The sequence below is a fragment of the Streptomyces sp. NPDC052023 genome (assembly GCF_044548465.1).
In the GTDB taxonomy this organism is placed as follows: Bacteria; Actinomycetota; Actinomycetes; order Streptomycetales; family Streptomycetaceae; genus Streptomyces.
In genome coordinates, this window is the sequence record NZ_JBIUBW010000012.1 from 183,873 (window position 1) to 198,128 (window position 14,256).

Genomic DNA, 14,256 nt, shown 5'->3' on the forward strand with positions numbered 1-14,256 from the left:
CGGAGACTCGCCGGCACTTCCTTTGCCCAGTGCGGGCGGTCACCCGCCCCCGCTCCCCATGAATGCCGCAGGCGGTCACCCGCCGACGCTCCCCATGAATGCCGCAGGCGGTCACCCGCCCCCGCTCCCCATGAATGCCGCAGGCGGTCACCCGCCCCCGCTCCCCATGAATGCCGCAGGCGGTCACCCGCCCCCGCTCCCCATGAATGCCAATGGCAGTCCCCCGCCGCCGCTCCCCCAGCTCACCGAGAGCCGGATCCCCCGGCCACCTCCACGTTTCGCCGGGGGCGGTCGCCTGTGCGCCTCGGCTCACCATTGCGTTGCCGATCCGGCGTGCGCCGAAGCGCGGGTCAGTTTGCGAGCGGCGTGGATCAGCAGGGTGGCGGTGGCTGCTCCGCAGGTCAGGGTGGAGATGGTGCCAGGGCCCCAGAGGTCGATCAGCGTCTCGACGGGGGCGGCGAGGAAGGCGCAGTGCGGGAGCCGGGCCGTGAAAAGGCTGGCCAGCGCGGCAGTCTGGGCCGTGGCCGTGGCCGTGAGGATCACGGTGGGGGCGTAAGTGAAGCCGTGGGCGCCGAGAAGGCGGGCCAGGAAGAGAAGGGCGGCAAGGGTGAGGGTCTGCGGGTAACGGACAGGTTCTTCGAGCGCCAAGGCGGTGACGGTGAGCAGCGCTGCCGTGGCCGCCAGGAACAGCCCGAACGTGCCCAGGAGCAGAGGCCGTACCGAGGTGGCGAAGTCTTCGAGCTCTCTGCTGGCCGTCAGTCTGTGGCGGGCTCGCACCGCGAAGTGGTGGGCCAGCCATGCGGCAGGGGCGCAGGCGAGGGTCAGGGTGAGGACAGGGACCGCGGTGAGCGGCCAGGCGGCGTCCGGCGTGGCGGCAGGGAGGGCTTCGGGGCCTCCGGAGGCGGCTGCTCCGAGAAGGCCGTCGCCCAGGGTGGCGTAGACGAGGAGCGAGCAAATCCACAGGTGGGTGCCAGCGGGTTGGGGTCTGCTCGCGCTCAGGGGACCTTTGGCGAGGGCCGCGTGGAGGGAGAGGGCGACGGCCAGGGCGCCTGCCGCGGCCGCGACGAGGCGTGCCTGGCCGTCGGTGACGTGGAGGGCGGCCAGCGTCGCCATGCAGGTGGCGCCGGGGAGGAGGGTCCGCAGGATCCAGGCAGCGCGGAGGCGGGCCGTGGCAGGAGGTGTGGCAGTGCGCGGGTCGTCGTTGGCGCGGGGGGCCCGGGCGTACATCTCCTCGGCCAGGGAGAAGACGTCTTTGTGGCGGAAGCGTGCGGCCGTGCGGTCGGTGATGCCGTGGGCCTCCAGGCCTGCGGCGATCTCCAAAGGGTCCACGGCGCGCTCGCACAGGTCACGGTGACGGTGCATCAGGGCCTTCACCGGGTCCGCGGGGCCGCGGCGCGGGGTGCGCTGTGGGGAATGGAGGGCATGAGGGGCGGACCGGGCCGCCGCCTCCGTTGTCAGATCCTGCTCCGGGCCGGGCAGCTCGCGTGTGTGCACGTCGTTCTTGTGTACGTCGGATTGGTGCACGTCGGATTTGTGTACGTCGGTCATCGGGCCGCCTCCGCCGCGGGCACGCGGGTGGTGGCGCGTACGGGTGGGCCCGCCGCCCAGCCGGGCCCGCCGCGGGCCACCATGCGGCTCGCGGCGGAGGTCCAGCGGCCGGGGAGGTGGGCCTCGGCCGGGACGGCGAAGGGCAGAGGGTCACCGGCGTCGTCGAGGGCCGCGTGGCGGGCAGGGCAGCGGGAGACGATCTCCAGGTAAATGTCGTGAAATGCCGCGACGTTCTGCTCGACGGTGAACAGCTCGAGTGCGCGGGCGCGCGCGGCGGCGCCCAGACGTTCACGGCGCTCCGGGTCGCGCAGCAGCGCCACGCACGCCTCGGCGAGCGCCCGGGGGTTGCGCGGCGGCACCACGAGCCCCGTTCCGCCGATGACCTCCACCACCGCGCCGACGTCCGTCGACACCGTGGCCCGGCCGCAGAGCATGGCCTCGACCAGGCTGATCGGGAAGCCCTCGACGACGCTGGACAGGACACTCACGGCACCGGACGCGTAGGCGTCGGCGAGGGTCGGTGTCTCCGGGCCGCCGATCTCCTCGAAGGAGACCGGGTTGTCCCCGACGGCGTGCGGGCCGTCGGCCTCGTCGGGGAAGAGCTGGGCGGCCAGTGCCTTGCAGTGGGTGAGGTAGGCGGCGCCCTCAGGGCCGGTGGGCGCGCCGACCACCCGCAGGCGGGTGTCCGGTTCGGCCTTGCGGATCTCCGCGAAGGCGTGCAGGAGGGAGACGAGATCCTTGGCCGGTTCGATCCGGCCGACCCAGACCAGCGCGCCGGGCGCCGCACGCTCCGGGGACTCCCCCACCTCGGCGAAGGGGGTCGCGTCCATGCCGGGGTACACCGTGCGCAGCTTCGTACGGTCGGCGCCGCAGCGCTCCTGCCAGCGACGGGCGTGCGCGTTGCCGGGCGTGACGTACTCGGCCTGGCGGTAGATCTCTGCGGCGAGCCTGCCGTGGAAGGCGGCGAGCAGGGACCGCACGGCGGGCGAGGTGTCGCCGCCGGCGAGGTAGTGCGTGCGCAGCCGCACCCCGTACTCGGTGACCAGGAGGGGTACGCCGGTGAAGTGCCGGGCCAGCAGGCCGGGCAGGGCCGCCGCGCCGCCCGACGCCGCGTGACACAGGTCGGCCGAACCGAGCCCGTCGTCCTCGTACCAGTCCAGGGACAGGGGGCGCAGGGCGTGTTCCAGACGGGCGGCGACAGTGAGCAGATCCGGTACGCGCGCCTCGTGCGCCGTACGGAGGGCACCGGGCGCGCGACAGGCGCGCTCCAGGGCGCGTACGGCGGTCTCGGAGCGCAGCGCGCCCACCAGTCCGCCCTCCTCGCGGGCTAGTTCGGCGAGGCCGTAGAGGGCGCTGGCGAAACGGTCCGCCACAGGGGCCGACAAGTTGGCCGACCGCCCGGAATCGCCCTCGTCCGCTTCGGTGGCCGCTCCGGCGCACAGGACGGCCGCCAGCTCGCCGTAGCACTCGGCGAACCGTCGGCGCGCGCGGCGGCCGTAGGCGACCCCGTCCTCCTCCGCTGTCCACAGCGGTGCCGTGCGGACGCGACGGACCTGGGACGGCAGCGGGAGCCAGCCCTCGCCCTCCTGGTCCTCGCTGCGGCTGAGCGCGTAGACGTCGATCTCGTGCTGCGCGAGCCCGCGCACGAGCCGGTCGCACCAGGTACTGGCGTCACCGCTCACGTACGGATAGCCACCCTCGGTGAGGATTCCTATGCGCACGGATGCACCCCCGATCTTCCTTAAGGGAAGCCGCCGTTGGACCGGCGGCTCGCAGCGGGAAAGAACGTATGCGGACAAGCCGGTGGCGCGACGGACGGTTGTCCGTCGCGCCACCAAAAGGGGTGAACGGTCGTAACTTTCCCGTGCGGATCGCGTTTCGTCGCGCTAGGAGATCACGTGCGTACGGATCGTCATAACGCAGAAAGTGGGATCAACTCTCCGGGTAGGGCCAGGGGTTGGCCTTGCATCGGATCCCGTCGTGCTCCAGGAACTTCGTCTGCTGCTGCATGACGGGCGCCAGTTCGCCGGACTTGTCGCAGGTGACGTGGTCGTAGCCGAGGCGGTGGCCGATCTCGTGATTGATCAGCATCTGCCGGTAGGCGTAGATCTTGTCGCCGTACGTCTCCGAACCCTGCGCCCAGCGATAGGCGTTGATCATCACGCGCTCGGTGGCGGCGGAGTCACAGGACACATTGTCGACCGTCGTGTCCAGGCCCGATTTGGCGCACCAGTCCGCGGTGGTGCCGGGACTGGCGAGTGTGATCACGAAGTCGGGTTTCCCTGAGTGAATCCGTTCGAACGTGCGGCCGCCGTTGTGCGCCCAGCTCCGGTCGTCGTTCAGCGTCTTGTGCACGGCCTGCGCGAAGAGCTCGCCCTCGAGGCCGAGGCCCTTCTCCACGTCGACACGGTAGGTGTACTTCTGCCCCGCGCCAGGCGCCTTGTCGATGCCCGCGATCGCCTGGAACTCGCCCGAGCCGTCGAGCTTCGCGCTCAGCGGGTACGTACGGCCCATCTTCTGCTCGTACGTCAGCGGGGCCACGCTGGGCGAACTCGACGGGGTCGGTCGCCCGTCCCCCCGCGACGCGGGATCCCGGAGGTCCCTGGCCCGGTCGGCGGCGGACTGCGACTCCACCGCACCGTCGTCGTCCTGGCCGGTGACCTGGCCTGCGACGACGACGGCCAGCACGGTGGTCACGGCGGCGGCCGCGATACCGGCGAAGGCCCGGCCCTTGCCGCCCTTGACGGGCGCGGGTTCGCCGGTGGGAGGTGCCTCGTCGTCCGCGTCGGGCTCCGTGTCCCGGTCGGTGACGGAGCCGTACGGAGCCGACAGGTGCCCGGTGGTGGTCGTGGTGGGCGCTGGGGCACGGCGTACGAAGACGTCGTCATGCTCCTCGAAGGCGTCCACGTAGTCCTGACGCGGTCCGGGGGGCGCCTGCCGCTGGCGGGGGAAGACCGGAGCGCCGGTGCCCGCGACCGTGCGCCCCCTCAACTCACCCCAGCCTGCCCCGTCTTCGCGCTGCTCGGGATGCCCACCACGCACCTGGGGAATGCCGTGCGCGGGGGTACCGTCCGGCATCCGCGGAAACCCGTGGGCGGGCGTCCCGTCGGGAAGACGCGGCACCCCACGCGCGGGAGTGCCCTGCGCGGGCGTGCCGTCAGGGAACCGCTGAAATCCATGCGCCGGCGTGCCCTCCGGCAACCGCGGCACGCCATGAGCCGGCGTGCCATCGGCGAAACGAGGCGCCCCCGGCCCGAAACCGCCGTCCGGGAAGCGAGGCACCCCCCGCGGAGGCGTCTCCTCGGCAACCCCCTGCACCCCCGCACCCCGCCGCCCCTCGGCGGACCCGGCCGCGCGGCGACGTGGCCCCTTGTCCGTGGCCTCACCCTTGGGTGCCGGGCCACGGCGACTATGGCGTCCCACCTCGCCCCTCAGCTCCCCGCGCTCGCGGACTCGGCCCCGCCCTCGGTACCGCCACCGCCGGAGCCACGCCCGGCCGGAGCGGCACCACCGGCCGGCGCGCCTCCGGAGCCAGCAACACCGGAGGCAACGTCGTCAGTCGCTCTCACCTTGGACTCCGCCTCCGCCATCAGTTCACGAAACGCCTTCGCCACGGTCTCCGGGTACTCCATCATGGCCACATGCCCGGCGTTCGGGAGGGTCAGGAGCCGCGCGTCACGAAACCTACGGGCGGCCTTCTGCGCCATGCGGAAGCCTACGAGTTGGTCGCGTCCACCGTAGACGAGCAGCGTGGGGGCGAGGACCCGCTCGGCCTGCCGCCACAGTCCGTGCTGGCCACCGAGCGTGTAGGCGTTGACGATCCCGCGCGCGGAGCGCGCCATCGCGTCCCAGAAGTATGGCAGTTGCAGCCGCCGCTCCATCTCCTCCACGGCATTGCGGAAACCGTCGGGCGACACCCGCTCGGGGTCGCCGTAGCAGAGCGTGAGGACGCCCCGGACCCGCTGCTCGGCCGTCCAGCCGGTGGTGAACCGGGTGAACAGCCGGACCACCCCGGGCAGCGCCAGCAGTGCCGTGGGCACGGCGGAGCGCTGGATGCGGATCTCCGGCAGCGCCGGAGACACGAGCGTCAGCGTCCGGACCAGGTCGGGACGGACGGCGGCGACGCGGGTGGTGACCGCGCCGCCGAGGGAGTTGCCGAACAGGTGCACGGGTCCGCGTCCGGAGGAGTCCAGGTAGCGGATGACCGCGCGGGCATGCCCGGTGACCGAGAAGTCGCCGTCGTCCGGGGGTGGCGAGTCACCGAATCCCGGCAGGTCGACCGCCTCGCAGTCGGCGTCCGTATCAAGCAGTTCCATCAGCGCCGACCAGTTCTGCGAGGAACCGCCGAGGCCATGGACGTAGAGGGCGGCCGGCAGCCCCTCGCGCGCGGGGGGCCTCGAACGCACCGTGAGTGTGATGCCGGGCAGCCGGACCGACTTCAGCCGCTCGCCCTCCGCGACCCGGACGGGCGCCACCTTCGGGAGCACGTTGGTGGTCGGCACGAACGGCGACTCGGTCGAAGACATGCGGCAATGTTACGAGGTGATCACGCGGTGGTTCATGTGTTCGCCGACACAGACACGGGAGATCACCGTCACAGCCATGGGATACGACGGTCCCCCACACGGAAGATCCACACATGCGCGGATCCCGGGCTTCAGCACGGCCTCGGGGTGCGCAGCGCGTGACGATCCGGACGCGGATCGCATAGCGTCCGGATCGGGTGTCTCCTACGCTCGTATTGAGGGCACCCGCGTGTGGCCCCTGCTTCTCTCAGGGACGTTCGTAGGAAGGGAGCCCGCCATGGCCATTGATCCCACCGATCCCGAGACCTTCGAGGACGAGGAGATCGAGGAAGCTCAGGAGTTCGATGTCGAGGCCCCCGAGGTCGACGCCGCCGAACAGCGCACGGACATCGCACCGAGCCGTGACGACCCGCTGACCGGCGTGGAACCGGACCGGGCGAGCGAAGGCGACCTCGCGGAGCAGGCCCGGGTGGTCAGCCTCGACGAGGACGACTATCGGTGACGCACGACGGCATCGGTGCGATCGAGCGGGAGAGAGGCCCCTTTTTGCCCGCCCTGCACTCGTTCAAAACGCTCTGTGTGACTTTCGCAGCCGTCCGGTCCGTGAAATTCTGCGCTCGCACCGCGCACAGCACGGTTACCGAAAAGTACGATGGCCGCGCGGCGCACACCGCATGTGGACGACATTGGGAGGCGGCGTGACAGCCATCGAGCAAACTGAGGCGGCACGCCCGCGGGGTACGCGCCTGCCGCGCCGTGCCCGCCGGAACCAGCTGCTGGGCGCCGCCCAGGAAGTCTTCGTGGCGCAGGGTTACCACGCGGCCGCGATGGACGACATCGCCGAGCGGGCCGGCGTCAGCAAGCCGGTGCTCTACCAGCACTTCCCGGGCAAGCTCGACCTGTATCTGGCGCTGCTGGACCAGCACTGCGAGTCGCTGATCCAGTCCGTACGCCACGCGCTCGCGTCGACCACCGACAACAAGCAGCGCGTGCGGGCCACGATGGACGCGTACTTCGCGTACGTCGAGGACGACGGCGGCGCGTTCCGGCTGGTCTTCGAGTCCGACCTGACGAACGAGCCCGCGGTGCGCGAGCGCGTCGACAAGGTCACGAACGAGTGCGCCGAGGCGATCTGTGACGTGATCGCCGAGGACACCGGCCTCTCGCGCGCGGAGTCGATGCTGCTGGCCTCCGGGCTCGGCGGCCTCGCCCAGGTGGTGGCCCGCTCCTGGCTGCACAGCGACCGCAGCGTGCCGCGTGACCAGGCGGTGCAGTTGCTGGCCTCGCTGGCCTGGCGGGGCATCGCGGGCTTCCCGCTGCACGGCAGCGAGCAGTCGCACCACTGACGCCTGCGCGTTTGTTCCCGTCGGGTGTTCGCTCCTGGCGTTCTCGCGTGGAGCGTGCACGTCCCCTCACCGGGCTAATGTGTGCTGGGTACGGCGCGGACGCCCGCGCACTTCACTGACCGTTCGGAGGGACATAGCCGTGGAGGTCAAGATCGGCGTTCAGCACGCGCCGCGCGAGATCGTTCTGGAGAGCGGTCAGAGTGCCGAGGAGGTCGAGCGCGTGGTGGCCGAGGCGCTGGCCGGCAAGTCGCAGCTGCTCAGCCTCGTGGACGAGCACGGCCGCAAGGTCCTGGTCCCGGCCGACCGTCTCGCGTACGTCGAGCTCGGTGAGCCGGCGCCGCGCAAGGTGGGCTTCGGCGCGCTGTAGCCGGAGGCTGCGACAGGAGCAGACGGGAGGGCTCGGTGGCTTGGGCAAGCCACCGAGCCCTCCCGTTTCGTCTTCTCCGGCTTTGACCGTTTGCGGGGAGGATTGCATTCCGCAGGTCAGGGGTAAGACGGGCTACGACCGTTTCGGGCAGGCCGGCCATGTGGGAGGACCCTGACATGCTCCTGGAAGCACTCAGCTCCGCGATCCTTGGTCTCGCCCTGTCATGGATCTACGCCGCCCGCCTGCCGCACCGCCTCCCGGCCCGCCATCTGGTCCTGTCGACCGGAGTCGCCGGTGCTCTCTTCGGCGCCTTCCTCACGCACAGCGCGCTGGAGGCAGGCGGCGTTCTGCTGGTGCTCCTCGGCGCGGCGATCGTCTCCGTCGCGTCCCTCTCCCTGCTGCTGCGCCCGGCGGGAAGACTGCGCCGGCGATCGGCGACGGCCTGAGCCGCCGCCGCGGACGCCCCCGGCCGTAGGGGGCTACGTCCACCCGGGCAGGCCCTGCCGCCGTCAAGGTCAGGCACTCGCCGTCAGCCACTCGATGCCGCCGACCCGGGCGCCACTCGCCCGGCACCTACGCAACCGAACCCGCCGCCACCCTGGTCCGACCCCGCCCCCAAGGGCCACCAGAACCTACGGAGCCGGGAGACCACGCGCCACGGACCCTCGGGACCCTGCGAAGCCCCGGCACCAGCGGCCACCGGCACCTACGCGGCCAGCCCCAGCGCCGCCATCCGCTTGGTGTGCGCCTCCGTGATCCGGGAGAACATCCTGCCCACCTCGGCGAGGTCGAAGCCGTCGGCGACGCCGCCCACCAGCATCGTGGACAGGGCGTCACGCTCGGCGACCACCCGCTGGGACTGCGACAGGGCCTCACCCATCAGCCGTCGCGCCCACAGCGCGAGCCGCCCGCCCACGCGCGGGTCGGCGTCGATCGCGGCGCGCACCCGCTCGACGGCGAAGCCGGCGTGGCCGGTGTCGTCGAGCACGGCCAGCACCAGCGAGCGGGTGTCGGCATCCAGGCGTGCGGCCACCTCACGGTAGAAGTCGCTGGCGATGGAGTCCCCGACGTAGGCCTTGACGAGCCCCTCCAGCCAGTCCGACGGCGCCGTCTGCTTGTGGAAGCCGTCGAGCGCGGCGACGAACGGCTCCATCGCCGCGGTCGGCTCCTCGCCGATCTCGGTGAGCCGGCCGCGCAGCCGCTCGAAGTGGTGGAACTCCGCCGACGCCATCTTCGCCAGCTCCGCCTTGTCCTCCAGCGTCGGCGCCAGCTTGGCGTCCTCCGCGAGCCGTTCGAACGCCGCGAGCTCCCCGTACGCGAGCGCGCCCAGCAGGTCCACGACCGCGGCCCGGTACTGCGGATCGGCGGAGGCGGTCGCCCAGTCCTGGGCGGCGACCCCGGTGTGTGCGGCGGCGTCGGTGGTCTCGGCGGCGTGCTCAGGCTTGTCAGAGGTCGTCATGCAGCGCACAATAGCCCGCTCGCCCGGGGGTGGAAGTCCCTGGTCAATCAGTGTGACCACGACGACGCGGATGACCATGCGCGCGAGTGTGACGATGACTACGTGACCGAATCGGCCATCGCATGTGCGCGATTCCGGGGTATGGTGGTAATGCGCCTGCTGGTACGACGATGTCTTCGCCGTATCTCGACAGGCCGCACGTATGAGGATGCCCGGTCGGAGGCCCGATCGGCTCCGACCCGACAGCCCTCCCTGACCGTACGGCACTGTGCGTACGACGATCGGAGGGACACCCTCAGCGGTACGAACGCTGGAGCGTTGGCAGAGGTCCCGTGTGCCACGGCGCGCCCCTACGGCGGCCGACGTCACCGGCACGGTCCGACACGACCCCCGCGCTCGCCTCGTACCGCGCACACAGAAGAGGCAGCACCCTGACTACGACGTTCCGAGAGCTCGGGATCCTCCCCGAGACCGCCGAGGCCCTGGAGGCCGTCGGCATCGTCACCCCGTTCCCCATCCAGGAGATGACTCTCCCCGTCGCCCTCTCCGGCACGGATGTCATCGGCCAGGCCAAGACCGGCACCGGCAAGACGCTGGGCTTCGGTCTTCCGATTCTGGAGCGCGTCACCGTCCCCGTCGACGTCGAGGCCGGGCGCGCCAAGCCCGAGGCCCTTACCGAGGCCCCGCAGGCCCTCGTCGTCGTCCCCACGCGCGAGCTGTGCACGCAGGTCACCAACGACCTGCTGACCGCGGGCAAGGTGCGCAACGTGCGCGTCACCGCGATCTACGGCGGCCGGGCCTACGAGCCGCAGGTCGAGGCGCTGAAGAAGGGCGTCGACGTGGTCGTCGGCACCCCGGGCCGCCTGCTCGACCTGGCCGGCCAGAAGAAGCTCAACCTCAGCCACGTCAAGTGCCTGGTGCTCGACGAGGCCGACGAGATGCTCGACCTGGGCTTCCTGCCCGACGTCGAGAAGATCATCAACATGCTTCCGGCACGCCGCCAGACCATGCTGTTCTCGGCCACCATGCCGGGCGCGGTCATCGGCCTGGCCCGCCGCTACATGTCCCAGCCCACGCACATCCGCGCCACCGCGCCGGACGACGAGGGCGTGACGGTCGCGAACATCTCGCAGCACGTCTACCGCGCGCACAACATGGACAAGCCCGAGTTGGTCGCCCGCATACTGCAGGCCGACGGCCGCGGGCTGGCGATGGTCTTCTGCCGCACCAAGCGCACCGCGGCCGACCTCGCCGACCAGCTCAAGCAGCGCGGGTTCGCCTCCGGCGCGGTCCACGGCGACCTCGGCCAGGGCGCCCGTGAGCAGGCGCTGCGCGCCTTCCGCAACGGCAAGGTGGACGTGCTCGTCGCCACCGACGTCGCCGCGCGCGGCATCGACGTCGAGGGCGTGACGCACGTCATCAACTACCAGTCGCCGGAGGACGAGAAGACGTACCTGCACCGCATCGGCCGTACGGGCCGCGCGGGTGCCTCGGGTACGGCGATCACGCTGGTCGACTGGGACGACATCCCGCGCTGGCAGCTGATCAACAAGGCGCTGGAGCTGAACTTCAGCGACCCGCCGGAGACGTACTCCACCTCCCCGCACCTCTTCGAGGAACTGAACATCCCCGCGGGCACCAAGGGCATCCTGCCGCGTGCCGAGCGCACGCGCGCCGGGCTCGACGCGGAGGAGCTGGAGGACCTGGGCGAGCCGGGCGGTCGCGGCGGGCGCGGTCGCGGTGGCCGTGGCGGCCGGGACGAGTCCCGTGCGGCCGACCGGGAGCATCCCGCCCGTACGCCGAGGCGCCGCCGCCGTACGCGCGGTGGTACGCCGCTGGACGCGACGGAGACGCCGCAGTCCACGACGGCCGAGGCGACCCCGGAGGAGGACGGCGCGCCGCGCACCCTGCGCCGTCGGCGCCGCACCCGTGGCGGAGCCCCGCAGACGGCGGTCCAGACGGCGGTCGAGTCCCCCGTGACCGAGGCCGCGGAGACCGCCGTGGCGACGGCCGAGGGCACCCCGGCCGTGGACGCCCCCGAGACGCCGGCGAAGCCGCGCCGCCGCCGTACGCGCAAGTCGGCGGAGGCACAGCCCGCTCAGGCCGTCGAGGCCGCGGAGGCCGTGGACACGGTGGCGCCCGTCCAGGCCGTGGCGGTCGTCGATGCGGCCGAGGGCGCGGAGGCCAAGCCCAAGCGCACCCGCACGCGCGGGACGGCAGCCGCAGCGGCCGAAACCGCCGTGGACACCGCGGAGGCCAAGCCCAAGCGCACCCGCACCCGCAAGGCCGCGGAGCCGGCCCAAGCCACCGATGTTCCCGAGGTCAGCGTGCCCGCCCAGGGCGGTGAGGCCGTCGTGACGCCGGAGGCGGAGACCAAGCCGAAGGCACGCCGCACGCGCAAGGCCACGGCCGCACTCGAAACGGCCGCCGCCGTCGAGGACGCCGAGGCCAAGCCCAAGCGCACCCGCAAGACGGCAGCCGCCACGGCCGAAACCGCCGTGGACACCGCCGAAGGCGCGGAAGCCAAGCCCAAGCGCACCCGAACCCGCAAGACGGCGGCCGCCGCACCCGAAACGGCCGCCACCACCGAGGACGCCGAGGCCAAGCCCAAGCGCACCCGCACGCGCAAGGCGACCGCCCCCGCTCCGGAGGCGGCCGCCGAGATCCCGGCGCAGGCCACGCAGGAGCCGGAGGCCAAGCCGAAGGCACGCCGCACCCGCAAGGCCACGGTCGCCGCGGAGGCAGCGGACAGCTGAGCACGGCAGCCCGACGGCCCGGCCCCCTTCCCGGGGCCGGGCCGTCGGCGTTCCGTCGGGCGGCGCACGCGGCGGTCGGGCCGCACCCGGTGCCCGTGCCCCCCATCTGCGTTGTACACCGGCGCCGTTCCTCCCCGCACTCCCTCACCCGTTACCCTCACCCCGTGACCACCCCCGCCGCCCACACCCCGCCCCCCGGGGCCCGCGCCTACTCCCTGCACACGGCACGCGGTGACTTCGCGGTCATGGACGTGCCCGTCGCCCCCGGCGCCGGGCCACGCGGCACGGCTCTGCTGATCCCCGGTTTCACCGGCAGCAAGGAGGACTTCCGCCTGATGCAGGGGCCGCTCGCGGCGCGCGGGTACCGGACGGTGGCCGTGGACGGGCGCGGACAGTTCGAGTCGGACGGTCCGGAGCACGACGAAACGGCTTACGCCCAGCCGGAGTTGGCGCGCGACGTGCTCGCACAGGCGGCGGCCCTGGGTACTCCCCTGCATCTCCTCGGGCACTCTCTGGGTGGCCAGATCACCCGGGCCGCGGTGCTCCTGGACCACTCTCCCTTCGTCTCGCTCACCCTCATGTCCTCGGGCCCGGCGCAGATCTCGGTCTCCCAGCAGCAGCGCGTGAAGCTGTTGCGGGACGCGCTCGCCGTGATGTCGATGGCCGAGGTCTGGGAGGTGATCCAGTCGATGGGCGCACCGGAGGAGGTCGGCGGACCCGCTCGCGGCATCGGCGGACCCGAACTCCTGCGCCGCCGCTGGCTGGGCAACAAGCCCGCACAACTCATCGCCACCGGCCGCCAGTTGACCACCGAGCCGGACCGCGTCGCCGAACTCGCCGGCGTGCCGCTGCCGTTCCATGTCCTCTCGGGCGTGCGGGACGACACCTGGCCGCTGCCGCTCCTGGACGACATGGCCCTACGACTGCACGCGCACCGCACCGTCGTCGAGGACGCCGAACACTCACCGAACGCGGAACAGCCCCTGCCGACGGCCCAGGCGATCGCCGACTTCTGGGACACGACCCGCACCACGGGCTAGTGCCGCGACAGGCAACGTTTGCCCGTCAAGGAGCGGCGTCTGGTGCGTGCTCTCGGCGTGCCGGGTGCACGCCCTCGTACTGGATGTACTGGGGCTTGTGCCCGGTGCGGCGAGTGGGGATCCCCCCTGCTCGAAGAGCTTGGGGGAGCGTGCCGGGCGTCGCGACGGGGCGAACGTTGCCTGTTGCGGCACTAGCTCCAGCTTCTGGGACACGCCCCGCACCACGAGCCGGCTGCCCTGCCTCAGTACTGCGTCTGCAAGTGCTCCCAGAACCCGTCCCGCAGCGCCCGCCGCAGATCCGCCTGGCCCCGTAGCGAGTACTGCAGCAGTCCCTCGGCCTCCACCAGCAGATCCTGGTCCACCGACCCGGGCAGATACGGATGACCGGGCAGCAGCTCCACCAGCGACTCCCGCCCCCGCGCCGCCAGCCACTTCGCCGCGATCTGCGCGCCGACGAAGCGCACGTCCTCGCGGGCGGGCCGGGCGGCGACGGCCGGCTCGTAGGCGGCGGCCGTACGCCGGGAGACGTACGGCTTGAAGAAGTCGAGGTCGAGCGTGCGCTGGCTGTCGACCTCCCACAGCAGCGGCTCCGCCTGGTTGCGGCCCTCGGGCGCCTCGATACCCCACAGGTGCACCCGCGCCCCGTACCCCTGCGCCGCCTCGACCGCCGAGACCAGGTCCTCGTCGCCGCCGAGCAGTGCGGCGTCGCTGATGGCGCGATGCCGGGCGAGGGACTCCAGATCGGTGCGGATCAGTGAGTCGACGCCCTTCTGCTGGTTGTTGGCGTTGAGGTTGCCGAGGCGCACCTTGACGTCGGGCAGTTCGGCGATGGACTGCTGCTCGGTGGTGTGGATACGGCGCCGGGCGCCGTCGTACCAGTAGACCCGCAGCAGCCGGCTGTCCGCGAAGATCTGGCGGGCCTTGTCGATGAGCGCCTCGATCAGACCTTCGGCGTCGAGGTCGAAGGCGCGCCGGTCCTCGGTCCCGGCGACCAACCGGCCCGCGGCCGCGTAGAGATATCCCGCGTCGACGAAGATGGCGTGGGTCGAGGGCGTCTTCGCCACCTCGGCGAGCATGCGCTGGAGCAGCTCGTTCGTGCGGTCGATGCGGGCGGACAGGGCCGCGAGGTCGTCGTTCATTGCTTCCATTGTCCCGTCGGTCACGCTGCGAACACAACTGGTCCCGGTTAGTCTCAAGAGAGCTGCTTACCGTTC

12 protein-coding genes are annotated in these 14,256 nt (G+C 72.0%); 6 read left to right on the forward strand and 6 right to left on the reverse strand.

What is annotated here, in order from left to right:
* Positions 1-309: 309 nt before the first annotated feature.
* The 4 genes from ACIHCM_RS24050 to ACIHCM_RS24065 all read right to left on the reverse strand — a co-directional run bounded on the left by ACIHCM_RS24050 (position 310) and on the right by ACIHCM_RS24065 (position 6,074).
* Positions 310-1,548 (reverse strand): hypothetical protein, encoded by a 1,239-nt coding sequence (locus ACIHCM_RS24050; protein ID WP_399899256.1) that lies wholly within the window; start codon positions 1,546-1,548, stop codon positions 310-312.
* Positions 1,545-3,269, reverse strand: a complete 1,725-nt coding sequence (locus ACIHCM_RS24055) for a DUF3492 domain-containing protein (protein ID WP_399899259.1) — start codon at positions 3,267-3,269, stop codon at positions 1,545-1,547. The genes ACIHCM_RS24050 and ACIHCM_RS24055 overlap by 4 nt, the downstream gene beginning before the upstream one ends.
* Positions 3,270-3,480: 211 nt before the next feature.
* A complete protein-coding gene (locus ACIHCM_RS24060; protein WP_399899262.1) occupies positions 3,481-4,971 on the reverse strand; it encodes a DUF3152 domain-containing protein in 1,491 nt (496 codons plus the stop codon).
* 8 nt (positions 4,972-4,979) lie between these two features.
* Positions 4,980-6,074 carry an alpha/beta fold hydrolase gene (locus tag ACIHCM_RS24065; RefSeq protein WP_399899265.1) on the reverse strand — a complete coding sequence of 365 codons (1,095 nt, stop codon included), beginning with the start codon at positions 6,072-6,074 and terminating at the stop codon, positions 4,980-4,982.
* 277 nt (positions 6,075-6,351) lie between these two features.
* Here ACIHCM_RS24065 and ACIHCM_RS24070 point away from each other — a divergent pair, with 277 nt between their 5' ends.
* The 4 genes from ACIHCM_RS24070 (at position 6,352) to ACIHCM_RS24085 (ending at position 8,233) form a co-directional block, all read left to right on the forward strand.
* On the forward strand, positions 6,352-6,576 hold the full coding sequence (locus ACIHCM_RS24070; protein WP_399899268.1) for a hypothetical protein: 225 nt from the start codon (positions 6,352-6,354) through the stop codon (positions 6,574-6,576).
* A 196-nt stretch (positions 6,577-6,772) separates the two neighbouring features.
* Positions 6,773-7,420: a TetR/AcrR family transcriptional regulator gene (locus tag ACIHCM_RS24075; RefSeq protein WP_393105592.1), complete on the forward strand. Its 648-nt coding sequence runs from the start codon at positions 6,773-6,775 to the stop codon at positions 7,418-7,420.
* A 139-nt stretch (positions 7,421-7,559) separates the two neighbouring features.
* Complete coding sequence (locus ACIHCM_RS24080) at positions 7,560-7,787, forward strand: DUF3107 domain-containing protein (protein WP_073940165.1); 228 nt, start codon at positions 7,560-7,562, stop codon at positions 7,785-7,787.
* A 176-nt stretch (positions 7,788-7,963) separates the two neighbouring features.
* Complete coding sequence (locus ACIHCM_RS24085) at positions 7,964-8,233, forward strand: hypothetical protein (protein ID WP_399899272.1); 270 nt, start codon at positions 7,964-7,966, stop codon at positions 8,231-8,233.
* A 260-nt stretch (positions 8,234-8,493) separates the two neighbouring features.
* Here the strand turns inward: ACIHCM_RS24085 and ACIHCM_RS24090 are convergent, their stop codons facing one another.
* A complete protein-coding gene (locus ACIHCM_RS24090; RefSeq protein ID WP_399899274.1) occupies positions 8,494-9,255 on the reverse strand; it encodes a ferritin-like fold-containing protein in 762 nt (253 codons plus the stop codon).
* A 515-nt stretch (positions 9,256-9,770) separates the two neighbouring features.
* Here ACIHCM_RS24090 and ACIHCM_RS24095 point away from each other — a divergent pair.
* Positions 9,771-12,002, forward strand: a complete 2,232-nt coding sequence (locus ACIHCM_RS24095) for a DEAD/DEAH box helicase (RefSeq protein ID WP_399899277.1) — start codon at positions 9,771-9,773, stop codon at positions 12,000-12,002.
* 164 nt (positions 12,003-12,166) lie between these two features.
* Positions 12,167-13,042 (forward strand): alpha/beta fold hydrolase, encoded by an 876-nt coding sequence (locus ACIHCM_RS24100; RefSeq protein ID WP_399899280.1) that lies wholly within the window; start codon positions 12,167-12,169, stop codon positions 13,040-13,042.
* A gap of 242 nt (positions 13,043-13,284) precedes the next feature.
* Here the strand turns inward: ACIHCM_RS24100 and ACIHCM_RS24105 are convergent, their stop codons facing one another.
* On the reverse strand, positions 13,285-14,190 hold the full coding sequence (locus ACIHCM_RS24105) for an NYN domain-containing protein (protein ID WP_399899433.1): 906 nt from the start codon (positions 14,188-14,190) through the stop codon (positions 13,285-13,287).
* Positions 14,191-14,256: the final 66 nt, after the last annotated feature.

Coding starts and splice junctions, on each gene's coding strand:
- ACIHCM_RS24095 (WP_399899277.1), top strand. CDS start 9,771: ATGACTCTCCCCGTCGCCCTCTCCGGCACGGATGTCATCGGCCAGGCC.
- ACIHCM_RS24065 (WP_399899265.1), bottom strand. CDS start 6,074: ATGTCTTCGACCGAGTCGCCGTTCGTGCCGACCACCAACGTGCTCCCG.
- ACIHCM_RS24070 (WP_399899268.1), top strand. CDS start 6,352: ATGGCCATTGATCCCACCGATCCCGAGACCTTCGAGGACGAGGAGATC.
- ACIHCM_RS24050 (WP_399899256.1), bottom strand. CDS start 1,548: ATGACCGACGTACACAAATCCGACGTGCACCAATCCGACGTACACAAG.
- ACIHCM_RS24105 (WP_399899433.1), bottom strand. CDS start 14,190: ATGGAAGCAATGAACGACGACCTCGCGGCCCTGTCCGCCCGCATCGAC.
- ACIHCM_RS24085 (WP_399899272.1), top strand. CDS start 7,964: ATGCTCCTGGAAGCACTCAGCTCCGCGATCCTTGGTCTCGCCCTGTCA.